The organism is Pseudomonas sp. S2_E02, assembly GCF_054668355.1.
The window spans coordinates 4,556,133-4,582,697 of record NZ_CP162761.1; the positions used below are offsets into that span (position 1 = coordinate 4,556,133).

At 59.7% G+C, this 26,565-nt stretch carries 24 protein-coding genes; 10 read left to right on the top strand and 14 right to left on the bottom strand.

Annotated elements, in window-relative coordinates; translation table 11 throughout:
- Nucleotides 1-57 precede the first annotated feature (57 nt).
- Genes AB4O01_RS20550 through AB4O01_RS20570 form a run of 5 tightly spaced genes read left to right on the top strand, consistent with a single transcriptional unit; the run spans nt 58 to nt 4,649 of the window.
- Nucleotides 58-1,086: a DUF5924 family protein gene (locus AB4O01_RS20550; protein WP_016986428.1), complete on the top strand. Its 1,029-nt coding sequence runs from the start codon at nt 58-60 to the stop codon at nt 1,084-1,086.
- Between the two features lie 54 nt (nt 1,087-1,140).
- Nucleotides 1,141-2,289, top strand: a complete 1,149-nt coding sequence (locus AB4O01_RS20555; protein WP_116254168.1) for an MlaE family ABC transporter permease — start codon at nt 1,141-1,143, stop codon at nt 2,287-2,289.
- Nucleotides 2,286-3,089 (top strand): ABC transporter ATP-binding protein, encoded by an 804-nt coding sequence (locus AB4O01_RS20560; RefSeq protein ID WP_116254167.1) that lies wholly within the window; start codon nt 2,286-2,288, stop codon nt 3,087-3,089. Before AB4O01_RS20555 ends, AB4O01_RS20560 begins: the two co-directional genes overlap by 4 nt.
- 1 nt (nt 3,090) lies before the next feature.
- Nucleotides 3,091-4,029 carry an MlaD family protein gene (locus tag AB4O01_RS20565; RefSeq protein WP_093429517.1) on the top strand — a complete coding sequence of 313 codons (939 nt, stop codon included), beginning with the start codon at nt 3,091-3,093 and terminating at the stop codon, nt 4,027-4,029.
- Entirely contained in the window at nt 4,026-4,649 is a 624-nt protein-coding gene (locus tag AB4O01_RS20570; protein WP_460089374.1) for an ABC-type transport auxiliary lipoprotein family protein, read from the top strand. The genes AB4O01_RS20565 and AB4O01_RS20570 overlap by 4 nt, the downstream gene beginning before the upstream one ends.
- Nucleotides 4,650-4,770: 121 nt before the next feature.
- On the opposite strand, the gene AB4O01_RS20575 is transcribed toward AB4O01_RS20570, so the two are convergent.
- The 5 genes from AB4O01_RS20575 to AB4O01_RS20595 all read right to left on the bottom strand — a co-directional run bounded on the left by AB4O01_RS20575 (nt 4,771) and on the right by AB4O01_RS20595 (nt 9,225).
- On the bottom strand, nt 4,771-6,000 hold the full coding sequence (locus AB4O01_RS20575; RefSeq protein WP_116254165.1) for a nucleoside recognition domain-containing protein: 1,230 nt from the start codon (nt 5,998-6,000) through the stop codon (nt 4,771-4,773).
- 202 nt (nt 6,001-6,202) lie between these two features.
- A complete protein-coding gene (gene gltP / locus AB4O01_RS20580; protein ID WP_093429514.1) occupies nt 6,203-7,534 on the bottom strand; it encodes a glutamate/aspartate:proton symporter GltP in 1,332 nt (443 codons plus the stop codon).
- A gap of 702 nt (nt 7,535-8,236) precedes the next feature.
- Entirely contained in the window at nt 8,237-8,701 is a 465-nt protein-coding gene (locus AB4O01_RS20585; protein ID WP_093429513.1) for an inhibitor of vertebrate lysozyme family protein, read from the bottom strand.
- A 2-nt stretch (nt 8,702-8,703) separates the two neighbouring features.
- Nucleotides 8,704-8,868: a DUF1328 domain-containing protein gene (locus tag AB4O01_RS20590; protein ID WP_003177151.1), complete on the bottom strand. Its 165-nt coding sequence runs from the start codon at nt 8,866-8,868 to the stop codon at nt 8,704-8,706.
- Nucleotides 8,869-8,940: 72 nt separating this feature from the next.
- A complete protein-coding gene (locus AB4O01_RS20595; protein ID WP_093429512.1) occupies nt 8,941-9,225 on the bottom strand; it encodes a hypothetical protein in 285 nt (94 codons plus the stop codon).
- A 427-nt stretch (nt 9,226-9,652) separates the two neighbouring features.
- Here AB4O01_RS20595 and algB point away from each other — a divergent pair, with 427 nt between their 5' ends.
- Nucleotides 9,653-10,999: a sigma-54-dependent response regulator transcription factor AlgB gene (gene algB, locus AB4O01_RS20600; RefSeq protein WP_007954049.1), complete on the top strand. Its 1,347-nt coding sequence runs from the start codon at nt 9,653-9,655 to the stop codon at nt 10,997-10,999.
- 10 nt (nt 11,000-11,009) lie between these two features.
- Nucleotides 11,010-12,800 carry a KinB sensor domain-containing domain gene (locus AB4O01_RS20605; protein ID WP_093429511.1) on the top strand — a complete coding sequence of 597 codons (1,791 nt, stop codon included), beginning with the start codon at nt 11,010-11,012 and terminating at the stop codon, nt 12,798-12,800.
- Here AB4O01_RS20605 and AB4O01_RS20610 read toward each other — a convergent pair.
- The 7 genes from AB4O01_RS20610 to AB4O01_RS20640 all read right to left on the bottom strand — a co-directional run bounded on the left by AB4O01_RS20610 (nt 12,797) and on the right by AB4O01_RS20640 (nt 20,113).
- Nucleotides 12,797-14,410: an EAL domain-containing protein gene (locus AB4O01_RS20610; RefSeq protein ID WP_460092298.1), complete on the bottom strand. Its 1,614-nt coding sequence runs from the start codon at nt 14,408-14,410 to the stop codon at nt 12,797-12,799. The two genes, AB4O01_RS20605 and AB4O01_RS20610, sit on opposite strands and share 4 nt — an antisense overlap.
- 76 nt (nt 14,411-14,486) lie before the next feature.
- A complete protein-coding gene (locus tag AB4O01_RS20615; RefSeq protein WP_093429509.1) occupies nt 14,487-15,269 on the bottom strand; it encodes an N-acetylmuramoyl-L-alanine amidase in 783 nt (260 codons plus the stop codon).
- A gap of 101 nt (nt 15,270-15,370) precedes the next feature.
- A complete protein-coding gene (locus AB4O01_RS20620; protein WP_460089377.1) occupies nt 15,371-17,449 on the bottom strand; it encodes a GGDEF domain-containing protein in 2,079 nt (692 codons plus the stop codon).
- The gene (locus AB4O01_RS20625; RefSeq protein WP_093429507.1) at nt 17,446-18,324 is read right to left on the bottom strand and encodes an endonuclease/exonuclease/phosphatase family protein; all 879 of its coding nucleotides are present in this window, start codon (nt 18,322-18,324) and stop codon (nt 17,446-17,448) included. Before AB4O01_RS20625 ends, AB4O01_RS20620 begins: the two co-directional genes overlap by 4 nt.
- Before the next feature lie 14 nt (nt 18,325-18,338).
- Entirely contained in the window at nt 18,339-18,980 is a 642-nt protein-coding gene (locus tag AB4O01_RS20630) for a thiol:disulfide interchange protein DsbA/DsbL (RefSeq protein ID WP_093429506.1), read from the bottom strand.
- 187 nt (nt 18,981-19,167) lie between these two features.
- Complete coding sequence (locus tag AB4O01_RS20635; protein ID WP_460089378.1) at nt 19,168-19,779, bottom strand: c-type cytochrome; 612 nt, start codon at nt 19,777-19,779, stop codon at nt 19,168-19,170.
- Between the two features lie 43 nt (nt 19,780-19,822).
- The gene (locus tag AB4O01_RS20640; protein ID WP_034152239.1) at nt 19,823-20,113 is read right to left on the bottom strand and encodes a c-type cytochrome; all 291 of its coding nucleotides are present in this window, start codon (nt 20,111-20,113) and stop codon (nt 19,823-19,825) included.
- Between the two features lie 191 nt (nt 20,114-20,304).
- Here AB4O01_RS20640 and yihA point away from each other — a divergent pair, with 191 nt between their 5' ends.
- Nucleotides 20,305-20,949, top strand: coding sequence for a ribosome biogenesis GTP-binding protein YihA/YsxC (yihA, locus tag AB4O01_RS20645; RefSeq protein ID WP_099757622.1), 645 nt, complete (start codon nt 20,305-20,307; stop codon nt 20,947-20,949).
- 412 nt (nt 20,950-21,361) lie between these two features.
- Here yihA and polA read toward each other — a convergent pair whose 3' ends face one another.
- Nucleotides 21,362-24,166: a DNA polymerase I gene (gene polA / locus AB4O01_RS20650; RefSeq protein ID WP_257356679.1), complete on the bottom strand. Its 2,805-nt coding sequence runs from the start codon at nt 24,164-24,166 to the stop codon at nt 21,362-21,364.
- A gap of 74 nt (nt 24,167-24,240) precedes the next feature.
- Here polA and AB4O01_RS20655 point away from each other — a divergent pair, with 74 nt between their 5' ends.
- Together AB4O01_RS20655 and AB4O01_RS20660 are read left to right on the top strand one after the other, a co-directional pair.
- The gene (locus tag AB4O01_RS20655) at nt 24,241-24,537 is read left to right on the top strand and encodes a DUF2782 domain-containing protein (protein WP_093429504.1); all 297 of its coding nucleotides are present in this window, start codon (nt 24,241-24,243) and stop codon (nt 24,535-24,537) included.
- 61 nt (nt 24,538-24,598) lie between these two features.
- On the top strand, nt 24,599-25,552 hold the full coding sequence (locus AB4O01_RS20660; protein ID WP_099757624.1) for a homoserine kinase: 954 nt from the start codon (nt 24,599-24,601) through the stop codon (nt 25,550-25,552).
- Nucleotides 25,553-25,642: 90 nt separating this feature from the next.
- On the opposite strand, the gene AB4O01_RS20665 is transcribed toward AB4O01_RS20660, so the two are convergent.
- Nucleotides 25,643-26,563 (bottom strand): zinc ABC transporter substrate-binding protein, encoded by a 921-nt coding sequence (locus AB4O01_RS20665; RefSeq protein WP_186620362.1) that lies wholly within the window; start codon nt 26,561-26,563, stop codon nt 25,643-25,645.
- Nucleotides 26,564-26,565 lie beyond the last annotated feature (2 nt).

Sequence of the window (26,565 nt, forward strand, 5' to 3'; positions counted from 1 at the left end):
CGCACGGCGGGCGCTACTCTGTCGAGGTTTTTTCCCCTCAAGTTGTGAACCGCCCAAATGCCAAAAATACAGCTCCTGATCCAGCGCATTCTCGAACTGATGAAGCGTTATCCCGGGGTCATTGCGCTTGGCGGGTTCATCTCCGGGGTCGGCAGTTTCATCATGGTCGATCGTCAGCAGGGCCTGGCGAGCTGGATCACCGTGATCATGCTGCTCAGCTGGATCTGGCTGATGCTGGAAAACACCCTCACCGGCCTCTTCACCCGCGTGTTCAAACGCGAGATTCCCCAGCCGCTGCTGCGTTATGCGACGCAGATGATCCATCAGGAAAGCCTGTTTTTCGTCTTGCCGTTTTTCTTCATCACCACGACCTGGAACAGCGGCCAGTTGTTTTTCACCGGGCTACTCAGCGTCGCCGCACTGATTTCCATCGTCGATCCGCTTTATTACAAATGGCTGGCGCCACGGCGCTGGGCGTTTCTCGCGCTGCACACGCTGACCCTGTTCGCCGCCCTGCTCACCGCGTTGCCGGTGATCATGCACCTGACCACCGCGCAAAGCTTCAAATGGGCGCTGGGCATTGCCGTGTTGTTGTCGTTCCCGAGCCTGGCGTCGATCTTCCCGATCCGCACGGTGCGCAATGCTTTGGCAATCCTGTGCATCACGGTCGGCATCGGTGGCGTGGGTTGGGCGCTGCGTTCGTGGGTGCCACCGGCGACGCTGTGGATGACCGACGTGGCGATCAGCACGCAAATGCAGGACCGCACCCCCGGCGCCAGCCTCGACACGGTCAGTGCCGAGCAGATTCGTGGCGATGGCCTCTATGCCTACACCGCAATCAACGCGCCGCGCGGGCTCGATGAGCGGATCTATCACGTCTGGCAATTCAACGGCAAAGAGGTCGACCGCATCGCCCTCGACATCCATGGCGGGCGCAAGGAAGGCTACCGGGCGTGGACGCACAAGCAGAACTTCCCCGGCAACCCGGCGGGCAAGTGGCAGGTGCGGGTGTTGACCGAGGATGGCCAGGTGATCGGCGTGTTGCGTTTCGAAGTCACGGACAGCACAGCGATCAAAGAAAAGTAATCCGGTTCGTGCTATTACGTTAGTTCGCATAAAGGCCGAACAAGCACGGAGCTTATGACCAGCAGCTCGATCAGCGGTAATGCTCAACTGGACACGTCGATAACCCCTGCCCGCCTGCGGGTCACGGGGGACTGGACGCTTGCCCATTACGCCGAGCTCAAGCAACTGAGCGAAAAGCTCCACGGTCAGTACGATGCCAACACCCCGATCGACCTCAACAGCCTCGGCGCCCTCGACACCGCTGGCGCTTCGTTGCTGGTCGAACTGCTCGGCTCCGAACGCCTGGGCAAATCCGCCGAACACCCCGATTGCACCCTGACCTCCGCCGACCGCGCGCTGCTGCAAACCGTGTACTGCTCGATGACCGATTTCTGCGTGCCAATCAAAGAGCCGGAAATCAGCGTCAGTGTGCAACTGCTGACGCGCATTGGTCGGGCCGTCGACACGGTCTGGCAAGACACCCTGCAACTGCTCGGCTTCGTCGGCCTGATTCTGGAAACCATCGCTCGCAACTTGTTCCGACCCAAGCGCTGGCGCATCACGCCGATGATCGCGCACATCGAGCAGACTGGCCTCGACGCCGCGCCGATTGTGGCGTTGCTGACTTTTCTGGTGGGTGCGGTGGTGGCGTTTCTTGGCGCGACGGTGCTGGCCAGTTTCGGTGCGACAATCTTTACTGTGGACCTGGTGGGCTTCTCGTTCCTGCGCGAATTCGGTGTGCTGCTCACGGCGATCCTCATGGCCGGGCGCACTGCCAGTGCCTTCACTGCGCAGATCGGTTCGATGAAGGCCAACGAGGAAATCGACGCAATCCGCACCCTCGGCCTTGATCCGATGGAGCTGCTGGTGGTGCCGCGGGTATTGGCGATGCTGGTGGCGCTGCCGATGCTGACGTTTCTCGCCATGCTTTGCGGGATCATCGGTGGCGGCGTGGTCTGTGCGGTGTCGCTGGATATTTCGCCGGCGATGTTTCTGTCGTTGCTGCAATCGGACATCGGCATCCAGCATTTTCTGGTGGGCCTGGTCAAAGCCCCGATCTTCGCTTTCCTGATTGCCGCGATTGGTTGTCTGGAAGGTTTCAAGGTCAGTGGCAGCGCCGAGTCGGTTGGCGCGCACACCACGTCTGCCGTGGTGCAATCGATTTTCGTGGTGATCGTGCTCGACGCGGTGGCCGCGCTGTTCTTCATGGAGATGGGCTGGTGAGTCGTCTACCCCGCGCGCCCTCGGAGGCGGTGATCGAAGTCCGTGGCCTGTGCAATCGCTTTGGCAGCCAGAGCGTGCACGAGAACCTCGATCTGGATTTGTACAAAGGCGAGATTCTCGCCGTGGTCGGCGGCTCCGGCAGCGGCAAATCGGTGTTGCTGCGCAGCATCGTCGGCCTGCGCCGGCCTAGCGAAGGCATCGTCAAAGTGTTCGGCAAGAACCTGCCGAGCCTGTCCGAGCATGAGCGTTCGCTGGTCGAACGCCGTTTTGGCGTGCTGTTTCAGAAAGGCGCGCTGTTCTCCTCGCTGACCGTTACTGAGAACGTCGCCCTGCCCCTTATCGAACACGCCGGCCTCAGCCGCAACGACGCCGAGCACTTGGCTGCGGTGAAGCTGGCGCTGGCCGGGTTGCCGCTGTCGGCGGCGGACAAATACCCGGCATCGCTGTCCGGCGGCATGATCAAACGCGCTGCTCTGGCCCGGGCTCTGGCGCTGGACCCGGACATCCTGTTTCTCGACGAACCCACCGCTGGCCTTGATCCGATTGGCGCGGCGCAATTCGATCAATTGATCCTGACCTTGCGCGATGCGCTCGGCCTCAGCGTGTTTCTGGTGACCCACGACCTCGACACGCTCTACACCATCACTGACCGCGTGGCGGTGCTGGCGCAGAAGAAGGTGCTAGTGGCAGGTCCCATCGACGTTGTCTCGGAAACCGACGACGCGTGGATTCACGAATACTTCCACGGCCCGCGCGGCCGCTCGGCGCTGGACGCCGCCAAATTGCTCAACGAGGTCTGACATGGAAACCCGAGCGCATCATGTGTTGATCGGCCTGTTCACCGTGATTGTGGTGGCAGGCGCCCTGCTCTTCGGCCTGTGGCTGGCCAAGTCCAGCGTCGACACCGAGTTCAAGGATTACGAAATTGTCTTCAGTGAGGCGGTCAGTGGCTTGTCCAAAGGCAGCCCGGTGCAGTACAGCGGGATCAAGGTCGGCGATGTGATCAACCTGCGCCTTGATCCGAAGGACCCACGGCGGGTGCTGGCGCGGATTCGTCTGGCCGGTGACACCCCGGTCAAGGAAGACACCCAGGCCAAACTGGCGCTGGCCGGGATCACCGGTACGTCGATTATCCAGCTCAGCGGCGGTACGCCCGAGAGCCCGAAGCTACGTGGACATGACGGCAATTTGCCGACCATCGTCGCTTCGCCCTCGCCTATTTCGCGGCTGCTCAATGACAGCAATGATTTGATGAGCGGCATCACCGCGCTGCTGCAAAACGCCAACCAGATGTTCTCTGCCGACAACGTCGAGCGTGTGAGCAAAACCCTCGCCCATCTGGAGCAGACCACCGGCACCATCAACGATCAGCGCGGTGACATCAAGCAAGCCATGCAGCAACTGGCGAGCGTTGGCAAACAGGCCGGCAGCATGCTCGAACAGACCTCGTTATTGATGCGCAATGCCAACGGCTTGATCAACGATCAGGGCAAGCAGGCATTGGGCAGTGCCGAACAAGCCATGAAGTCGCTGGAGCAAAGTACCGCGACGATCAGCACCCTGCTGAACAAAAACGAAAACTCCCTCGACAACGGCATGCAGGGCCTCAACGGCCTGGCCCCGGCGATTCGCGAACTGCGCGAGACGCTGACCTCGCTGCGCGCCATCTCCCAACGCCTTGAGGCCAACCCCAGCGGCTACCTGCTGGGCCGTGACAAGAACAAGGAATTCACGCCATGAAGCTGACTCGACTTGCCCTTCTCGCCGGCTTCACGCTGATCAGCGCCTGTTCGATTCTGCCCCAGTCGGAGCCGTCGGATGTCTATCGCCTGCCGGCCGCACAGGCGCCCGCCTCGGCCAGTTCGGCGGCGACTCAGTCTTGGTCGTTGCGGCTGAACAAGTTGCAGGCCAGTGAGGCGTTGAACCGGCCGACGATTGCGGTGATTCCGCAGGGCGACGTGATCAGCAGTTACAAGGGCTCGCGCTGGAGTGATCCGGCGCCGGTGCTGGTGCGTAATCGCTTGCTCGATGGGTTTCAGCGTGATGGTCGGGTGACGTTGCTTAGTACCGATGACAGCAACTTTGCGGCGGATCTGGAATTGGGCGGAAGTTTGCAGGCGTTTCAGACCGAATACCAAGGCTCACAGGCCAGCGTTGTGGTGCGCGTCGATGCGTTGCTGGTGCGCGGTTATGACCAGCGCATTCTCGCCAGTCACCGCTTTGAAGAGCGCCAGCCGTTGAGCGATGTGCAGGTGCCGGCGGTGGTGGCCGGGTTTGGCCAGGCCAGTGATCGCCTGACCGCGAAAGTCGTCGCTTGGGCTGTCGACCAAGGCCAGAAACTCGCCCCCCCAAAACCTTAAGCCCGACACACAACCCCTGTAGGAGTGAGCCTGCTCGCGATAGCGGTTTATCAATCGCCATCATCGGTGACTGATACACCGCTATCGCGAGCAGGCTCACTCCTACAGTCTGGATTTTTGTTCAGCCGAAGAACCAGTAGCAGACGGCAATGGCGCCAATCACACCAGCGAACTCCGCCAGCAACGCACACCCCACCGCATGCCTCGCGCGTTGAATCCCCACCGCGCCGAAATACACTGCCAGCACATAGAACGTCGTCTCGGTACTACCCTGCACCGTCGCCGCGACCAGCGCCGGGAAGCTGTCGACGCCCGAGGTCTTCATCGTCTCGATCAGCATGGCCCGCGCTGCGCTGCCGGAGAACGGCTTGACCATCGCCGTCGGCAACGCATCGACAAACCGCGTGTCCCAACCCGCCCACTCGACCAGATGACGAATGCCGTCCAGACCGAAGTCCAGCGCCCCGGACGCACGCAGTACGCCGACCGCGCAGAGCATCGCCACCAGATACGGCAGCAGGTTCTTCGCGACGTCGAAGCCTTCCTTCGCGCCTTCAACGAACGCCTCGTAAACCTTCACTTTCCTCAACGCGCCGATGATCAGAAACAGCATGATCAACCCGAACAGCGTGAGATTGCCGAGGATCGACGACAATCCCGCCAAAGCCGTCGCTGAAAGGGTGCCGAGCAACGCCATGAAGCCACCCAACAACAGCGCACCCGGTACCAGATAGGCCAGCACCACCGGATCCCAGATCCGCAGGCGCTGCATGAACGCCACCGAGAGGAAGCCGACGATCGTCGAACAACTGGTCGCCAGCAGGATCGGCAGGAACACCAGCGTCGGATCTGGCGCGCCTTGCTGGGCGCGGTACATGAAGATCGTCACCGGCAGCAGGGTCAGGGAGGAGGCGTTGAGCACCAGGAAGAGGATTTGCGCGTTACTGGCGATGGTGGCGCTGGGATTGAGCTCTTGCAGCGCCTTCATGGCTTTCAGGCCGATGGGCGTCGCGGCATTGTCGAGGCCCAAGCCGTTGGCGGCGAAGTTCAGGGTGATCAGGCCAAGGGCAGGGTGACCGGGTGGGACTTCCGGCATCAACCTTAGAAACAGCGGGCCGAGGACCTTGGCCAACCATTCGACAATGCCGGCCTTCTCGGCAATGCGCAGAAAGCCCAGCCACAGGGTGAGGGTGCCGAACAGCAGCACCATGACTTCGACCGAGAGCTTGGCCATGGCGAAAATGCTTTCCACCATCGCCGCGAAGATCCCGGCGTTACCGCCGATCAGCCACTGCGCCAGCGCCGATACGGCTGCCACGATGAAGAAGCCAAGCCACAGGCCATTAAGCATCAGTCAAATCCCCCGAAGAATGCCGCGAATGATAGCGGGGTCACCAGAAACGACAAACCCCGGATTTCTCCGGGGTTCGTTGGTAAGCCTTGCATCAATCACTGTGGGAGCGAGCTTGCTCGCGAAGGCGGTGTGTCAATCAACATAATGGTTGAATGTGCCGGCCTCTTCGCGAGCAAGCTCGCTCCCACAGGGTTTTGCGTTACGGCTTGGAGATTTCGCCCGCTGGCAGTTTTTCCTTGCTGCGCCAGTGTGGCAGGGAGTTCCAGTAGCGCTGGCCCTTGGCATCGTCGTACATGCCTTCCCAGCGTGCGATAACCAGTACCGCGAGGGCATTGCCGATCACGTTCAGAGCGGTACGCGCCATGTCCATGATGCGGTCGACACCGGCGATGAACGCCAAGCCTTCCAGCGGAATGCCGACGCTGCCCAGAGTGGCCAGCAGCACCACGAAGGACACGCCCGGTACACCGGCGATGCCTTTGGAGGTGACCATCAGGGTCAGGACCAGCAGCAGCTGCTGGCTGATCGACAGGTCGATGCCATACAGCTGGGCAATAAAGATGGCGGCGATCGACTGGTACAGGGTCGAACCGTCGAGGTTGAACGAATAACCGGTCGGGACCACGAAGCTGCAGATGGCTTTCGGTGCGCCGTAGGCTTCCATCTTCTCGATCACGCGTGGCAGCACGGTTTCCGAAGACGCGGTGGAGTAGGCCAGCACCAGCTCATCCTTGAAGATGCGCATCAGCTTGATCACAGAGAAACCGAACAGCTTGGCGATCAGGCCCAGCACCACGAAGGCAAAGAAGGCGATGGCGACGTAAACCAGGATCACCAGTTTCGCCAGCGGCAGCAGCGAGGCGAAACCGAAGTTGGCCACGGTCACCGCGATCAGTGCGAACACGCCGATCGGGGCGTAGTTCATGATCATGTGGGTGACTTTGAACATGCTTTCCGAGACGCCCTGGAACATCTTCACCAGCGGCTCGCGCAGGTCCGACTGCAGGCTCGACAGACCGAGACCGAACAGCACGGAGAAGAAGATGATCGGCAGCATTTCGCCGCGGGCCATGGCCGCGAAGATGTTCGACGGGATCAGGTTGAGGATGGTCTCGATGAACGCGTGTTCATGCTGCACTTCGGCGGCGGTCGCCTGGTACTTCGAGATGTCGACCGTACCCAGGGTGCTCATGTCGATGCCGGTGCCCGGGTGGAACAGGTTGGCCAGCAGCAGGCCGACAACGATGGCGATGGTGGTGACGATTTCGAAATAGATGATCGTCTTCAGGCCGATCCGCCCGAGTTTCTTGGCGTCGCCCACGCCGGCGATGCCGACGATCAGGGAAGAGATGACGATCGGGATCACGATCATCTTGATCAGACGGATAAAGATATCGCCTGCCGGTTGCAGGACGTTGCTGATCCACCAGGCCTTCTCGGCACTGAAGTGATTGAGCAACGCACCAATTGCAATCCCTAGAACAAGACCGATGAGGATCTGCCAGGCGAGGCTGATTTTTGCCTTCTTCATTATCTTTACCCTTACTTGCGTTTGACTCAGGCACATGCAGGAACTGGAACGCTCTTTAGCGGAAAAGTCTGTGCATCTGCCTCCGTATAAGGTGCCCCGAAGCGCGTAGTTACGGCTCTTCGGCAGGCGAAAAAAGGCGCAACTATTCCGATGCAAGGTTGCGCCGTCTAATGCCGTAAACGCCTACCCTATGCCGAATCGGCATGAGCTTTTTTAAATGAAACTGGCGTCCCAACCGGTTCGATTGTGACATTTCGGCCGGCATAAGTGCCGTGAACCGGTCATCACAGCCTAGGTTGGTTATTTTTTGAACGAGAAAAATCGACGAAATAATTAGGAAAAAGCCTACGCAGGAAGACTAGAAGTCCTACTGTTTAAGCGGTCTCTTTGTCGATATACGGTCGCCATGAAACACCGCGTAATGTTTTCGCGCGCAGTGTCAGCGATAAAAAGGATGAGCTGGACGCTCTGGATCAATGTTTTGCGTGTTGGAAAGCTCAGCGCAAGTCCGTCGAGCCACTACGGGTCGGCGAACTTGCGGCGCAGCTTTTACCCTGACCCGGCCCTTGCGCAGGCACTCCCTGTCCCCGTAGGTCACTCCGACCCTGCAACAGTCAGAACGTCCCGGCCCCTTGGTCATGCGCCTGCCTTCCTCAGGTGGGCGCAATGGAAGGCAGCAGGGCTGCTGCCTTCATGTTCAAATCAGTACCACTTCGGATCTTTCTTCAGGGTTTCCATCAAAAGATCCTGCATGCCTTGATCGGGTTTGCCGAGGAAGCGATAGGTCGCATGTCGCGTCGGCGACTTGTCGGCCGGCAGTCCTTCGGGCACATCAACGAGCATGGCGTAAGCGTCTTTCTTGTCGAAACTGAAGGCGACGATCAAACGGTGGTTGAGGCACTTGTCTGCGGATTCGCAGAGGGGGCCGACCAGATACTTGTCGCCATCTTCAGTCACGGCATTCATCTGCTGGTCAGGCGTGCCGGACAGGTTCATCACCCATTCCGGCAGGCGTTCTTCCTTCTTCACCACGCCTTCCCAGGTTTCGCGATACTGCGGGTCGGAACTCAACAGTTCGTTGACCCGCGTCTGGCCGTCATTGGCCGCCATCGCCATGGCACTACCGCCCAGAAGCAGGGCGGCTGCCAGTGTCTTTAACACAGTCATCGTTAACCTCGGCCGCGACGGCCAAAGAAGAAGGAAGCGATGAACATCACCAGGAACACGACAAAGAGAATCTTGGCGATACCCGTGGCGGTGCCCGCGATACCACCGAAGCCCAGTACTGCAGCGATGATGGCAATGATCAAGAATGTAATTGCCCAGCTCAACATGGTGATTCTCCTTACTTCTCTATTTAGGGGTGTTACGTGTTCTGGCGCTGTGCGCCCGAATTCATGTGTTCTTTAGAAAACCCAACGCTCTTCACGTGGCAGTTGATCCAGCGGCTGCGCCTGATCGACATCCATCATGCGCATCGAGGCGCTCTCGGCCTGGCTGCTGCTGACGGCGCTGAAGTGCGTTTGCGTGTTGTGCTGGATCGAAATCAGCGGCTCAACCTGCTGGCTGTTTTCCCAGCGCAGGTATTGCTGACAGGCGATCAGGGTGATCAACAGCGCCAGTACGCCAAACAGACCTTGCTGAATATGCAGTGGCGAGATACGCACTTGGGCGGCACGTTGGCGAGTCATCCTGGGTTCCTCACTCTTATTCGGTTGGGGCAGTTCATTTCTGCCCGGGCTGAATGAGGTATTGCAGCCTGCATGCCAGTTTTTTAACTGAAAAATATTCAATAAAATCAATTAGTTATGATCTTAGTAAAAAACGTTCGCGACGCATCCTGCACGATGGGTCATCTGGGATCGTGCGCAATGCACGATTTTTTCGTAGGAGATTTCATTCTTATGGAATTGAGAGCAGGGCGCAGATGTCAGAAAAGTACGCAGGGAATGCCCTGCAAATCGGCATTTGTTTAAAAAACCAACAAAATCAACGTATTGGCCGTAAAGGCAGGAGAGAGCTACCCTCCTATGGCTGGCATCGTTCAGAATCAACCATGCAACTTGCCCGATTTTTCCGGGACTAACCCAAGACCAATCACTATGGAGCGTAGGAAAAATGGAATCTGCCACTGAGCATCAAGGCCGCATTCTGCTGGTGGACGACGAATCCGCCATCCTGCGTACTTTCCGTTATTGCCTCGAAGATGAAGGCTATACGGTTGCCACAGCCAACAGCGCGGCTCAGGCCGACGCCTTGCTGCAACGCCAGGTCTTCGACCTGTGCTTCCTTGATTTACGTCTGGGTGAAGACAACGGCCTCGACGTACTGGCGCAGATGCGCATTCAGGCACCATGGATGCGAGTGGTGATTGTCACCGCGCATTCGGCTGTCGATACCGCCGTCGACGCGATCCAGGCCGGCGCCGCCGACTATCTGGTCAAACCGTGCAGCCCGGATCAGCTGCGTCTGGCCACCGCCAAGCAACTGGAAGTGCGCCAACTGTCGGCGCGCCTCGAAGCCCTCGAAGGCGAGATCCGCAAACCGAAGGACGGTCTTGATTCCCACAGCCCGGCAATGAAAGTCGTACTGGAAACTGCACGTCAGGTCGCCGGCACCGACGCCAACATTCTGATCCTCGGCGAGTCCGGCACCGGTAAAGGTGAGCTGGCCCGAGCGATTCACGGCTGGAGCAAGCGCGAGAAAAAATCCTGCGTGACCATCAACTGCCCGTCGTTGACCGCTGAACTGATGGAAAGCGAGCTGTTTGGCCACAGTCGAGGCGCATTTACCGGTGCCAGCGAAAGTACACTGGGCCGAGTCAATCAGGCCGACGGCGGTACGCTGTTTCTCGACGAGATCGGCGATTTTCCGCTGACATTGCAACCAAAATTGCTGCGTTTCATTCAGGACAAGGAATATGAGCGGGTAGGGGATCCGGTGACTCGTCGCGCGGATGTGCGCATCCTCGCCGCAACCAACCTCAATCTGGAAGACATGGTCCGTGACGGCCGATTCCGTGAAGACCTGCTCTATCGCCTCAACGTCATTACTCTGCACCTGCCGCCTCTGCGCGAGCGTGCCGAGGACATCCTGACGTTGGCCGACCGCTTCCTCGCGCGCTTCGTCAAAGAGTATGCGCGTCCGGCACGCGGCTTCAGCGACGAGGCTCGCGAGGCACTGCTCGGCTATCGCTGGCCGGGCAACATTCGTGAGCTGCGCAATGTGGTCGAACGGGCGAGCATCATCTGCCCGCAGGAACGCGTGGAGATCAGCCACCTGGGCATGGCCGAACAACCGGCCAACAACGCGCCACGAGTCGGTGCCGCGTTGAGTCTCGACGAGTTGGAGAAGGCCCACATCGGCGCCGTCCTCGCCACCGCCGGCACCTTGGACCAGGCGGCGAAAACGCTCGGCATCGATGCCTCGACCCTGTATCGCAAGCGCAAGCAGTACAACCTGTGAGCGCCCGTCGATGAAATTGGCGATGAAGTTGCGGACCCGTTTGTTCTTGAGCATTTCCGCGCTCATCACCGTGGCCTTGCTCGGGCTGTTGCTCGGGCTGGTCAGCGTGATGCAAATGGCTGGCTCGCAGGAAACGACGCTGCGTAACAACTTCGTCACTCTCGATCTGGGCCTCAAGCTGCGACAAACCCTGGGTGATCAACTGGTCCTCATGCTCGCCGAAAAACCCGATGCGGTCGCGTTCGAGGCGTCGAAGCAGCAGTATCTCAAGTTGCTTGATGACGGTATCGCCCAAGAGCACATTGGCGATGGCCGCCAGTATGGTTTCAGTCAGGCCAAGGCTGATTACCTGAGTTTTCTTCAGGCCTTTGATGTGTCCCGTGATCCGGCGACTGCGTTGAGCAGCAACGCCAACCTCAGAGAGCGCTTCAACACGCTGCGTAACGGTTTGATCACTGAACACAAGCATGCACTGGACAACATCAACGCGGTTCAGCATCAAGCGCGCGACCGGGCATTGTTGATCGCCGGTCTGTTGGGTTTTGTCGGGCTGGCGGTGTTGATCATCGGCTTCATCACGGCCCACGGGATTGCCCGGCGTTTCGGCGCGCCGATCGAGGCGCTGGCGCAGGCGGCGGACAATATCGGCCAAGGCAATTTTGAAGTGACCCTGCCGATTTCCTCGGCGATGGAAATGAACCTGCTGACCAAGCGTTTCGGCCTGATGGCTGAGGCCCTGCGGGAACATCAGGCGACCAACGTCGACGAATTGTTCGCCGGTCAGCAGCGGCTGCAAGCGGTGCTCGACAGTATCGACGACGGCTTGCTGATGATCGACCGCGAGGGGCATCTGGAACACCTCAATCCGGTGGCTCAGCGCCAGTTGGGTTGGGACGATGATCGCCTCGGCCAAGGCTTGGGCACCGCGCTGGAGCGGCCGGAGCTGGATGCGCAGTTGCAACTGGTGTTGCGCGGTGGCTCGCTTGAGCGCGCACCGGAAGACCTGAGCATCGAGGTCGACGGCGAATCTCGTTTGCTGACCTACAGCCTGACGCCGGTCAGCCACACGCAGGGGCATATCCTTGGCGCGGTGATGGTCTTGCATGACGTGACCGAGCAACGCGCCTTCGAGCGGGTGCGCAGCGAATTCGTGTTGCGCGCTTCCCATGAGCTGCGCACGCCGGTCACCGGCATGCACATGGCCTTCGGGCTGTTCCGCGAACGAGCGAAGTACGCCCCGGAATCGCGCGAAGCCGATTTGCTCGACACCGTGAACGAAGAGATGCAGCGCTTGATGCAGTTGATAAACGACTTGCTCAACTTCTCGCGTTATCAGAACGGCCTGCAGAAACTAACGCTGGCACCATGCTCCATCGAGGATTTGCTGGAGCAGGCGCAACTGCGCTTTGCCGATTCGGCGGCGGCCAAGGGCATCGCCCTGCATGTCGAAGTGCAGGGACCGTTGCCACGTTTGCAGGCCGATCAGGCACAGCTCGATCGTGTGCTGGATAACCTGATCGACAACGCCTTGCGCCATACCGCCCGCGACGGTCAGATCCGCTTGCAGGCACGTCGGCATGGCGAGCGGCTGATTATCAGCGTCGAAGACAACGGCGAAGGCATTGCCTACGGCCAGCAGGGGCGGATCTTCGAACCTTTCGTGCAGGTAGGGCGCAAGAAGGGCGGTGCCGGTTTGGGCCTGGCGTTGTGTAAGGAAATCGTCCAGTTGCATGGTGGTCGTATGGGCGTTTACTCACGGCCGGGGCAGGGTACGCAGTTTTATATGGCGCTCGCTGTCTAGGCTTCGTCATCCATGCGTCGACCGGCAAGGCGCCGGCCACGGGTGATCAGTTCGATGAATTGCACCGCGCTCAGCGCATGGGCGAACAACCAGCCCTGACCGAATTTCACCCCTTCACTGCTGAGCAATTGCGCTTGGGATTCGAGCTCGATGCCTTCGGCAATCACCTTCAAATCCAGCGCCTGGGCCATGTGAATGATGTGCGGGGCGACGCCGCTGCTGGCCGCGTCATGGCCCAGTGCATCAATGAATGCTTTGTCGATCTTCAAGCAGTCCACTGGCAAGGTTTGCAAGTAGGCGAGGCTGCAATAGCCGGTGCCGAAATCGTCGATCAGCACCTGATGGCCAACATCGCGCAGCGCTTGCAGGTTTTCCCGTGCCACCACCACATCAATCAAGCCACGTTCGGTGACCTCGAAGGCAATCTGCCGCGCCGCCACGCGATGCAGGGTGAGCAGCCGCGCCATGACCTGGCCGATGCGCGGCACCATCACGTCGCAGGCTGCCAGGTTGACCGAGATGTATAGCTGCGGATTGGCGCGCAGCAACTGGCCCAGTTGCTCCAGCAGGCGCTGCAGGACGAAGTCGGTCATCTGCCGGATCTGCCCGGTGTTTTCTGCCATGGGGATGAACAGGTCAGGGCTGGTCAGCGTACCGTCGGGGCGGCGCCAGCGCAGCAGGGCCTCGGCACCGACGCAGTTGCGGCTATCGAGGTCGAAGATCGGTTGATAGAGCACCTGCAGTTCGCCACGGCGGATCGCACCGTGTAGTTCGGCATCCAGAGACTGACGCTGGCGCACCAGTAAGAACACGAAAAATCCGACAAAGGCGCCGAGCAGCAGACACGCCGGGATGATCCACCACCAGACAGCCGGAATGTGCATGCCGGTTCTGGGTGTGATCAGGACCAACTGATATTCCGGATTATCCGTGGGCATGCGGTAGATCAGCCGGGTTTGCGTAACTTGCAGGGCATCGCGACTTTTCGGTGGCCAGTGTTCCGTGGGTGGCCAGGCTTGCGCCGTGCCAAGCACCGGGATAGCACGGGTGCCATGATCGAGCACCACCAGCAGGCTGCTGCCGGGGGACAAATCGACCATGTCGGTCAGATGCCCGCGCGAGGTGGCCACGCGGAAATTGCCGCGCCCCAGCATCAGCGCTGCGCGATTTTCATCAGGTTCGGTGGTGGTGTTCAGCCAATAGCTGTAGGTCGGGCCTTTGATGTCTGGCGCGCGGACCACTGACAAACCTTCCTGGCGCGGACGGTTGGAGCAGATCCGCGAGGCGTCCATGTAAGCCGCTTCATAGACGAAGCGATAGTTGAAGGTGACTTGCTGCAGGGTGGCGATCATTTCATCGTCACAACTGCGCAAGGGCTGCGCTTCCAGATCATCGAGACTTTCACGCAACTGGCCAAACAATTGTTCGAGGCGGGCCAGAAAACGTTCGCCTTGTGCGTTCATTTGTTGGCTTTCGTTTTGCTCGACCTGACGCATCGCCACGAACATACCGCCGGCGATCAGCAGGCTGGCACTGAGGACAGCCGCGATCATCGCCAAAAACCAGGGGCGATAAAACCAGCTACGCAGCGTCTCTCGGGTAGCAACCATCATGGAATATCCGAAGAATTACCAATGAGTTATAGCTGCTGATTGCAATTTCGCCCTGACCGTCGGGCGGGCGTCATTATTTTGTCTGATTGAGTACCAGCAACAACGCTGCCGTTTGTGCATCCGGCGTGCCGTCGAAGCGCGAAGGGCGGAAGTGCATCTGGAAGGCTGCGAGGACGTGGCGTGTGGCAACGTCCAGCTCACCGGTCTGCGGTGTGTCATAACCCAAGTGCGCCAACTGTGCCTGGAACCAGCTGATGCTCGGCAGTTCGCTGCTGTTGAACAGCATTTGCTGGCGCGCTACTGCCTGTTCGTTCGGCCATACGCCCAAGCCTTCGGCGGCGAGACGTTTCCACGGGAACAATGGGCCCGGATCGAGTTTGCGCAGTGGCGCGATGTCGCTATGGCCGATGATGTGGCGCGGGCTGATGCCGTTGCGCTTGCTGATGTCCTTGAGCAGGACGATCAACGATTGAATCTGCGCTTCGCTGTACGGATACCACAGACGGCCGGTCGGGGTGTCCTTGAAGCCCGGATTGACGATTTCGATACCGATCGAGCTTGAGTTAAGCCAGGTACGGCCCTGCCATTGGCTTTCGCCGGCGTGCCAGGCGCGCTGGTTTTCCTCCATCAGCTTGTAGATGGTGCCGCTCTTGTCGTCGCCGATCAGGTAATGGCTGCTGACTTCGCCATGGGTCAGCAGTTGCAGCGAGCGTTCCAGCGACGCCGAGGTGTAGTGGACGATCACGAATTGGATACGGCTGTCGTAATTGGCTGAAGGATGGCTGGTGTCGTAACGCGGGGCGCTGGCACAACCGGCCAGAACGAGCAGCGACGCGAGGAGGGCAAAGAATTTCATGGCAGAGGACAATACACGCAAGACAGTAATGCAACAGTGTAACGTACTGCCTCGCGTCTCAACGGTCAGTGGGCGGATTTAAACAAAATGGAACAATTTGCTCAGCCCAGCTCGACCCTGTTGCGCCCCGCATTTTTCGCCCGGTACAACGCCTGATCGGCTCTTTTCAATACAAGATCGCTGTGTTCTCCGGCACGGAATGTCGCCAGTCCCATGGAGAGGGTGATGGTCACTCGTTCACCCTTGAAGTGGAACGGGCAGGCTTCGATAGCGGCGCGCAGGGTTTCCAGCAGTTTTGCGCCGACCGCTGGCGGCGTCGCCGGCATCAACAAAACGAACTCCTCACCGCCGAAGCGGGCGATGAAATCGCCGCCGCGCAGACGTTTGCGCAGTACGGTGGCGATGATTTTCAGCACCTTGTCGCCGGCCAGATGGCCGTAGTTGTCATTGATCCGCTTGAAATGATCGAGGTCGAGCATGGCCAGGCTCAGCGTGTTGCCGTGCTGTTGCCACTGCTTGATTTCATGCTCAAGGCGTTCGCTCCACGCGGCGCGGTTCGGCAGGCCGGTGAGCGGGTCGATCAGTGCTTTCTGCCGCTGTACTTCAAGATGCTCGCGGAAACCCTGGGCTTCCTGCTCCATATGCGCCACGCGTTCGGACAGGCTTTTCAGCCGCGTGGCGACTTCCTGCTCACGGGCGTCGCGCTGCTTCTGGTGCTGGTCCATGGTGCCGAGCAGGCCTTCAAGATGGTTTTCCAGCACGTGCTTGAGGTCTTCCAGATCCGCAGCTTCCTGCACGCTGGTCTGCAGGCCGTCGACTTGCTCACGGATCTGCGTGTCCATGGCTTTCGCCGCCGAGCTGTTGTCGGCATGGCCCTCGCTGGCGGCTTGCAGATTGCTCTGAAACGCTTCGAGGCGTTCATTGAGTTGTTGCAGATAGGCTTCGAATTCGTGCTGGCCGCTATCGGTGATCGCCAGCATCAACGTTGCAAGATCGTCGAGAATCGGGATCAGTTCGTACCAGTTCAAACCGTGTTTTAGCCGCTCACGCATGGCTTCGGCTTGCGGGCGGTGGCGTTCCGGCAGAGTCAGGTCGTCGAGCAGCCCGATCAGGGTATCTTCGATGTGCTTGGCCACGGAACTGTAAGAAGGCTCCGGGGTGTCCGGCAGGGCGAACAGGATGTCGTGCTCGGGCTGTTCCGGGTCGATGGCGGCCAGCGCCTGAGCAATCGGTTCGGGCAGGGGCAGGCTGTCGATGATCGGTGGTGATGGGTCACCGGGGTGGATCAGTTCATCAGGATTGACCGCCTCAGCGGTGATCGGTGCTTGAGCCGGCGCTGAAGCCGGGGCGAAAACAGGTTCGGGCTCGAAGCGCTCTGCCTCCGGTTCGAGCGGTTCACTGATAACTTCGCTGACGACCGTTGGCGGCACGAAGGCCACTACATTTGCCGGTTCCAACGGGGTTGGAGCGGCTGGCGTGGGTGGTTCGACAACAGGTGCAAGTGCTTCGCTGGCAGGCGCTGCCGGTGCCGGCTCAGCCGCCGCGACAGGCGCGAGCTGTGCGGTTTCCGCTGTGGGTGACGGTGCAGCCAGCGGTTGCTCTGGCGGCGAGGCTGGAGCCTGCGCGGGGGATTGTGTCGCTAGCGCTTCTTCGCTGTCACGGCTACCAAACAAACGCTGCAACAATCCTGGGCGCCCCGGTTCGGCTGGCGTTTCCAGCTGACTCAAAGCCTTGCCCTGCAAGCCGCTGAGTTCACTCAGCAACAGGGGCATTTCCCGCGCCGAACCGACGCGGCTATCCAGTTGTTTGGCGAATTTCTTCAGTGGCTGAGCGACTTCACGCGGCAACGGCAAAGCCTGCAACTGAGTGACCAGCGATGTCAGCGCGGTACTGACTTGATCGATGCGGGTTTCGCGGCGCTGCTCGGAATCGAGCACGGCTTTTTCCAAGCGCGGCAACAGGGCGGCGAGGCCGGCGTCCATATCGTCGGTGCGCACCACGTCGCGCATCTCTTTCATGCACTGATCGACGACTTTATCGGTGCCTTCAGCCGCTAGTGTGCTGCGCACCAGACCGCGCCGCAGCAAGTCGAGCCTGGCGGCCCAGCGCCGTTCAAGCTTGTCTTGCTGTTCGATGCTTTTGAGGTACTTCTCTTTCCAGCGCTGGGCGTCGTCGCTCATTCAGGGGTTCCGCGAGGGGCAGGACTCAACGCGGGCAATGCATCGGCCGTGAGCGAACCCGGCAGACGAATCTCTACCGCGACCGGCAGGTGATCGGAAATCGGTTGTGCCAGCACTTCGACCTTTTCCAGCGTCAGGGTCGGGCTGAGCAAAATATGATCAAGGCAACGCTGAGGACGCCAGCTGGGGAATGTCGCTTCCACCTGCGGGGCCAGCAGGCCGAGATCGCGTAACGGAGAATGTTGCAGCAGATCGCTGGCATGGGTGTTCATGTCGCCCATCAATACCTGGTGTTTGTAGCCACCGATCAGCTCACGAATATAGGCCAGTTGCAGGCTGCGGGTTCGCGCGCCAAGGGCCAGATGCATCATCACCACCACTAACGCCTCCGGACCTTCGCCGAAGCGCAGCAGAATCGCGCCGCGACCTTTCGGACCGGGCAGCGGGTGATCCTCGATCGCCCACGGTTTCAGGCGACTGAGCACGCCATTGCTGTGCTGGGCCAGTCGACCGAGGTTGCGATTGAGTTGTTGATACCAATAAGGGAAGGCGCCGAGCTGCGCCAGATGTTCGACCTGATTGACGTAGCCCGAACGCAGGCTGCCGCCATCGGCTTCCTGCAGCGCGACCAGATCGAAGTCGCCGAGCAGGTCGCCGATCTTTTGCAGATTGCCTGAGCGGCCGTTGTGCGGCAGCAGGTGCTGCCAGCTACGGGTCAGGTAATGCCGATAACGCTCGGTGCTGATGCCCACCTGGATATTGAAACTGAGCAAACGCAGACGCTGGTCTGCGGGCAGGCCCGTGGACTCCAGGTGATGCTCGTTGACCTGCGGATCATGCAGGCCAACGATGCGTTCAGACTTCCAGCGGCGCATGGCGGTTGCCGCGCTTAGTTGGCAGCAGCCTTGGTTGCCGCTCGCTCTTTGGCAACCAGTTGGTCAGCCAGTTTCAGCGCCTGCTCTGCACCACCGGCAGAGCCGATGTCAAAGCGGTACTTGCCGTTGACGATCATGGTTGGCACGCCAGTGATTTCGTACTTCTTGGCCAGTTCACGGGCCTTGACGATCTGGCCTTTGATGGCGAACGAGTCGAAGGTGGCGAGGAACTTGTCCTTGTCCACGCCTTGAGTGGCGAGGAAGTCAGCCATGTCGTTCTTGTCGGTCAGCTTCTTGTGTTCTTTCTGGATTGCGTTGAACACGGCGTTGTGAACCTTGTGCTCGACACCCATCGCTTCCAGGGTCAGGAACATCTGGCCGTGAGCGTCCCACGGGCCGCCGAACATCGCCGGGATACGCACGAAGTTGACGTCGGATGGCAGTTTTTCAACCCACGGGTTGATCACCGGTTCAAACGCGTAGCAGTGCGGGCAGCCGTACCAGAACAGCTCGACCACTTCGATCTTGCCAGGCTCTGCAACCGGTACCGGGTTGGCCAGTTCCACGTAAGGGGCGGCTGGGGCTTCGGCGGCTTGAGCGGTCACGCCGAACAGGCTGGCAGCGACGAGGGCGGCGCTGATGATCAGATTACGCATGCTTTACTCCTGGACAATTTGGGTCGCCTCGCGCGACCTGTTTTCAGACAGATCCTGGCGGGCATGAGTTCTGTAGTGTAACGGCAGCGGCCACAAAAAAGGGCGGCCAAAGCCACCCTTTTTATACTTGCTGCGACGGATTAATCGAGCGTTAACGTTGCACGAGATCTATCGCTGCCAAATGCTCTTAGTGCAGACCTTGAATGTAGCTGGAGACCGCAGCAATATCTTCGTCGCTCAGGCGCTTGGCGATGGTCTGCATGGTCATGGTGTCGCCGTCGTTGGTGCGGCCACCTTCTTCCTTGCGGAAATCGGTCAGCTGCTTGGCGATGTATTGAGCGTGTTGGCCACCCAGGTGCGGGAACCCGGCGGCGGCGTTGCCAGCGCCATTCGGCGAATGGCAGCCAGTGCAGGCTGGCAGGCCCTTGGCCAGGTTGCCGCCACGGAACAGGTCCTCACCGCGAGCGACGATCTTCGGATCGGCGGCGCCGACGCTGCCTTTCTGGCTGGCGAAGTAGGCGGCGATGTCGGCCAGGTCCTGATCGCTCAGGTTGGTCAGCAAGCCGGTCATTTCCAGAACGGTGCGTTTGCCCGACTTGATGTCGTGCAGTTGCTTGGTCAGGTAGCGTTCACCTTGACCGGCCAGTTTCGGAAAGTTTGGCGCCATGCTGTTCCCGTCCGGGCCATGACAGGCTCCGCATACGGCGGCTTTTGCCTGGCCTGCTGCGGCATCACCGGCAGCATGGGCGAAGCCTGAGATTCCCACGGTCAACAGCAGACTCACGATCAATTTGTTCATCAGCTAATCCAACTACGGCTAAGGGTTAAGTTATGGACCGGGTTTACTCGCTCATCCACAGGATGATGGCTTGGTAATCCTCGGCACTGCAGTCCATGCACAAACCACGCGGCGGCATCGCCTTGAAACCCTGGGTCACGTGTTGCACCAGCGTCTCCATACCTTTCGCCAACCTCGGCGTCCAAGCTTCCTGATCGCCTCTTTCGGGCGCCATGGGTAGTTGGCCGGAATGACAGGCACCACAAACACGGTTGTACACAGCTTCCGGATCCTGTGTAGCCTGTGCGCTGTAAAGCGGCATCAAGACTCCGGCAGCCAGCAGCCATTTCGTCATAAAACGACCTTTTCAGGGTTGAGAGCGTTCTGCGTTCTAATGCGCAATCAAGGTCTGTCGCTCTCGTGAACTTCATCCTACGCTGGGACAAAGCACACACAAAATCTGCGGCATTATATACTGGCGTCACTGAAACGGAAGCGACACCGCGTTCCGCGCCCAATCCCGGCGCCGCCCACATCGGAAATCCCATGCAACTCAAGAATCCCATCCTCGGCCTGTGCCAACAGTCCACGTTCATGCTCAGTGCCGCCAAAGTCGATCAATGCCCTGACGACGAAGGCTTCGAAGTAGCGTTCGCCGGTCGTTCCAACGCCGGCAAATCCAGCGCGCTGAACACTTTGACTCACGCCAGCCTGGCGCGTACCTCGAAAACCCCGGGTCGCACACAGCTGTTGAACTTCTTCAAGCTAGACGAAGATCGCCGTCTGGTCGACCTGCCGGGCTACGGTTACGCAAAAGTACCGATCCCGCTTAAGATGCACTGGCAGCGTCACCTTGAGGCTTACCTCGGTGGCCGCGAGAGTTTGAAGGGTTTGATTCTGATGATGGACATCCGTCATCCAATGACCGACTTCGACCTGCTGATGCTCGACTGGGCCGTTGCGGCCGGCATGCCGATGCACATCCTGCTGACCAAGGCCGACAAACTGACCTACGGCGCAGCCAAGAACACCCTGCTCAAAGTGCAGTCGGAAATCCGCAAGGGTTGGGGCGACCTGGTCACCATCCAGCTGTTCTCCGCGCCAAAACGCATGGGCCTGGAAGAGGCCTACACTGTACTGGCCGGCTGGATGGAACTGGCAGACAAAAGCGCCGAGGCGGCAGCCGAGTAAGTCGGGATTGGGAAAAATTGGTTGTAGTGTGGTCAGGCAAGGCAAAGGTGATGCTCAAAAGCGGAGTTTAGGGACCTAAATGAGCATTTTGAGTAGCGCCTTTAACGCAGCATGGCCGCGCTACAGCCGATTTTTGGGCAAAAAAAAGCCCCGGATTTCATTGGGGAGGGAGAAATTCCGGGGTTTAAGTTCCGAACCGCTAGGGCGGGGTTCAGATATCTGCCAACACTTAACACAACATAGGAGCATCGAAGGGCTTCACCAGCCATTCAGTAACTCTGAGTGGTGTCCTTCCAGATTAGTTCAGATTTTTTTCAAAAAGCTTTGGAATAATCCCAAGCGCTTTTCGAAATAAGCAGGTTTTACTGGCGTTGCCGCGACAAAAGGTCGCGGCAAACCGTGTTCAAAAGCCTCAGTGAGCCTCATCCCAATTGTTGCCCACACCCACTTCGACCAGCAGCGGGACATCCAGTTTCGCCGCCTCGCTCATGTGCACGCGAATCTCGGCACTGACTTGTTCGACCAGATCCTCACGAACCTCCAGCACCAGTTCATCGTGCACCTGCAGGATGACTTTGGCGTCCAGCCCGGATGTCGCCAGCCAGTTATCCACCGCCACCATGGCTTTCTTGATGATGTCGGCAGCCGTGCCCTGCATCGGCGCGTTGATCGCTGTGCGCTCGGCAGCGGCGCGTTCCTGCGGCTTGTTCGAGTTGATCTCCGGCAGGTACAGACGACGACCGAAAAACGTCTCGACATAACCCTGATCCGCTGCCTGCGCGCGGGTGCGATCCATGTATTCGCGAACCCCCGGATAACGGGCGAAGTAGGTATCGATGTAAGCCTTGGCGGTCTTGGTATCGACGCCGATGTCCTTGCCGAGTTTTTGTGCGCCCATGCCGTAGATCAGGCCAAAGTTGATCGCCTTGGCGCCACGGCGCTGGGCGGAGGTCACTTCGTTGAGTTCGACCTTGAACACTTCGGCAGCGGTGGCGGTGTGCACGTCCAGATTGTTGCGGAAGGCGTTCATCAAGCCTTCGTCCTTGGACAGGTGCGCCATGATCCGCAGCTCGATCTGCGAATAGTCCGCCGCCAGCAGTTTGTAGCCTTTTGGCGCGACGAACGCCTGACGGATGCGTCGGCCTTCGGCGGTGCGCACCGGGATGTTCTGCAGGTTTGGATCGCTGGAGGACAAACGTCCGGTCGATGCCACAGCCTGGTGATACGAGGTGTGGACACGCCCGGTGCGCGGATTGATCTGCTCCGGCAGACGATCGGTGTAAGTGCTTTTCAGCTTGCTCATCGAACGGTGCTCCATCAGCACCTTCGGCAAGCGGTGATCGTCTTCAGCGAGCTTCGCCAGCACTTCTTCAGCGGTGGACGGTTGGCCCTTGGCGGTCTTCTTCAATACTGGCAGGCCGAGTTTCTCGTAGAGAATCACGCCCAACTGCTTCGGCGAGCCAAGATTGAATTCTTCCCCGGCGATCTCGAAGGCTTCGCGCTCCAGCGCGACCATTTTGTTGCCCAGTTCGATGCTCTGAATGCCGAGCAACTCAGCGTCAACGAACGCGCCTTGGCGCTCGATGCGGGCGAGAACGGGCACCAGCGGAATCTCGATATCGGTCAAAACGCTGGCCAGACTCGGGATCGCGCTGAGTTTTTCGAACAGCGTCTGGTGCAGGCGCAGGGTGATATCAGCGTCTTCAGCGGCGTACGGCCCGGCCTGTTCCAGGGCGATCTGGTCGAAGGTCAGCTGCTTGGCGCCTTTGCCGGCGATGTCCTGGAAGCTCACCGTGGTGTGGTCCAGGTACTTCTGCGCGAGGCTGTCCATGTCGTGGCGGGTGGCGGTGGAGTTGAGCACGTAGGACTCAAGCATCGTGTCGAAGGCGATGCCGCGCACGTTGATGCCTTGGCTCTGATCGCCGCCGATGGCGCAGTTGGCCAGGATGTTCATGTCGAACTTGGCGTGCTGGCCGACCTTGAGCTTGTTCGGGTCTTCCAGAATCGGCTTGAGTGCGCGCAGCACGGTGTCGCGATCCAGCTGTTCCGGCACGCCGATGTAGGAGTGGGTCAGCGGAATGTAAGCGGCTTCGTTGGCCTGCACGGCGAACGACAGGCCGACCAGTTGCGCCTGCTGCGCGTCGATGCCGGTGGTTTCGGTGTCGAAGGCGAACAGCTTGGCGTTGTTGAGTTTTTCCAGCCAGACGTCGAAGCGCGCCTGATCAAGGATGGTTTCGTACGCAGCTTCGGCGGGAGCGGCAGGCGCTTCTTCCGCTGGTGCGCTGAACAGATCGCCGGCCAGCGCAGGTTCGCTGGCTGCGCTCAGTTCCAGACGTTTGGCGTCGCGATCGAGATCGTTGATCCAGCTTTTGAATTCCAGCAGCGAGTACAGTTCGTAGAGCTTGGCCGGGTCTTCGGCGCCCATCTGCAGATCGTCGAGTTCGACGTCCAGCGGCACATCGACCTTGATGGTCGCCAGTTGATAGGAGAGGAACGCCATCTCCTTGTGCTCTTCGAGCTTGGCCGGCAGGGTTTTCGCGCCGCGAATCGGCAGGGTCGGGACGATGTCGAGATTGGCGTACAGCTCGGTGAGGCCGCCGTTGACGCCGACCAACAGGCCGGACGCAGTCTTCGGGCCGATGCCGGGAACGCCCGGAATGTTGTCGGACGAATCGCCCATCAGCGCCAGATAATCGATGATCTGCTCCGGAGCGACGCCGAATTTCTCCTTAACGCCCTCCACGTCCATCGAGCTACCGGACATGGTGTTGACCAAAGTAATGTGGCCATCGACCAGTTGCGCCATGTCCTTGTCGCCGGTGGAGATGATCACCGGGCGATCCGCCGCCGCGCTGCTGCGCGCCAGGGTGCCGATCACGTCGTCAGCCTCGACGCCTTCCACGCACAGCAGCGGGAAACCGAGGGCGATCACGCTCTGGTGCAGCGGCTCGATCTGCACGCGCATGTCGTCGGGCATGCTTGGGCGGTTGGCTTTGTATTCGGCGTACATTTCATCGCGAAATGTCCCGCCCTTGGCGTCGAACACCACGGCGAACGGGCTGTCCGGGTACTGCTTGCGCAGACTCTTGAGCATGTTCAGCACGCCTTTGACCGCACCGGTCGGCAGGCCTTTGGAGGTGGTCAGTGGTGGCAGCGCGTGAAACGCGCGGTACAGGTAAGACGAACCGTCCACCAGGACGAGGGGGGCTTGGCTCATGAGCAGGATCAACCTTTTCGGCGGGTCCGGCGCTAGAATAGCGGGACCGTTGACGACAAAGGGACAAGGTTATCATGCGTACGTTAAATCGCTTGCTGCTGGTCGGTCTGATTGCTGCCTCACCGTTGGCCGCGATGGCGGCGGATGATGCGCCGTCAAAGGAGCCGGAAGTTACCATTAACACGCACACGGAAGGCGACAAGGTTATCCAGGAATACAGTCGCAGTGGTTTCGTCTATGCGATCAAGGTCACGCCGAAGGGTGGCAAACCGTATTTCCTGGTGCGCGCCGATGGTACTGACGCGAACTACATTCGCTCCGACCAGCCGGATATGCTGATTCCGTCGTGGGAAATCTTTACCTGGAAGTAAGTTTCCCGACTTTTAATCGGCGTCGCCTGACCGCGACGCCTGAACTGAGCAGTTTTTGACCATGTCTGTGTTCACTCCCCTGGCTCGGCCCGAGCTGGAAACCTTTCTCGCCCCTTACGGGCTTGGCCGTCTGCTTGATTTCCAGGGGATCGCCGCCGGCAGCGAAAACACCAATTTCTTTATCAGCCTGGAGCAGGGCGAATTCGTCCTGACTCTGGTCGAGCGCGGCCCGGTGCAGGAGATGCCGTTTTTCATCGATCTGCTCGATGTGCTCCACGAAGCCGATCTGCCGGTGCCGTACGCGCTGCGCACCACTGACGGCGTGGCATTGCGTGAGCTGAAGGGCAAACCGGCGCTGCTGCAACCGCGGCTGTCCGGCAAGCACATCAAAGTCGCCAATGCTCAGCATTGCGCGCAGGTCGGCGAGTTGCAGGCGCATCTGCATCTGGCGACCCAGGGCGAGCGCATGATCAAGCGCAAGACTGATCGTGGCCTCGACTGGATGCTGGAGGAGGGCAACGAGTTGCTCTCGCACCTGAGCGATGAGCCGCGTGCCTTGCTGCAAAAGGCGCTGGATGAAATCACCGAGCGCAAAGAGAAGATTCTCGCGCTGCCTCGGGCCAACATTCATGCCGACCTGTTTCGCGATAACGCGATGTTCGAAGGTACGCACCTGACCGGGCTGATCGACTTCTACAACGCCTGCTCGGGGCCGATGCTGTATGACGTGGCGATTGCGTTGAACGACTGGTGTTCGGACGAGGACGGTCTGATCGATGGGCCGCGAGCCCGCGCATTCCTTGGTGCCTATGCGGCGCTGCGACCGTTTACGGCGGCGGAGGCCGAGTTGTGGCCGACCATGCTGCGCGTGGCCTGCGTGCGGTTCTGGCTGTCGCGGTTGATCGCGGCGGAGCAGTTTGCCGGGCAGGATGTGTTGATACACGATCCCAAGGAGTTTGAGCAGCGCTTGGCGCAGCGGCAGCAGGTTCACACACCGTTACCTTTCGCCCTTTAAAAGCATCGCGAGCAGGCTCACTCCTACAGGGGTTAGGTGATCTCTTGTAGGAGTGAGCCTGCTCGCGATTGAGGCGAAGCCGAATCAGCCTTAAAGCGATTCCAGGCAGCCCGCCATATCGTTACCCAACTTCTCCAACACCTGCTCATACCCCTGAGCCGTCGCCGGGGTGTACCCGCCCAGCGCATCCAGTTCCGCCAGTTTCACCGGCAAACCCGCCACCAGCGTCTCCGCCAGACGCGGCCGCAACGGCGGCTCGCTGAACACACACGTCTTGCCGACTTCCTGCAAGCGCTTGCGCATCGCCGCGACATGTTGCGCGCCCGGCTGCACTTCGGCGGCCACGCTGAACACGCCGGCATGCTTCAGGCCGTAAGCCTCTTCAAAGTAATCAAACGCCTCGTGAAAGACGAAGTACGGCTTGCCTCCAACGCTGGCCAGACGCTTCTTCAAACGCTGATCCAATGCGTCCAGACGCTCATCAAACGCCTTGGCATTGCTCTGATAACGCTCAGCATTCGCCGGATCAACGGCGCTGAGGTCAGCGGCCATCTTGTCGGCAATCACCCGCGCATTGACCGGCGACAACCACAAATGCGCATCGAGCGTGCCAGGACGGTGATCGTGATCATGCTCGTCAGCCTCTTCGGCGTGGGAGTGGCTGTCCTCAGCGAAACGCCGCAGTTTCATTCCTGGCAGATCCTGCACCGCGACGCTCGGCAGCGTCCGACCGTTCAACACGCGCGGCAGAAAGCCTTCCATGTCCGGGCCGATCCAGTAGAGCAGATCCACCGATTGCACCTTCCGTACGTCGGATGGCCGCAGGGCGTAATTGTGTGGCGAAGCACCCGGCGGCAGCAGCACTTCGGGAATCGCTACGCCGTCCTGCACGGCCGCTGCAATCAGCTGCAACGGTTTGATGCTGGTGAGGACTTTGACCTCGGCCTGAGCCGAACCGATCAGCAGAAAACTGGCGACAAAAGCCACAAAAACAGAAAAAAGTCGGGACACGA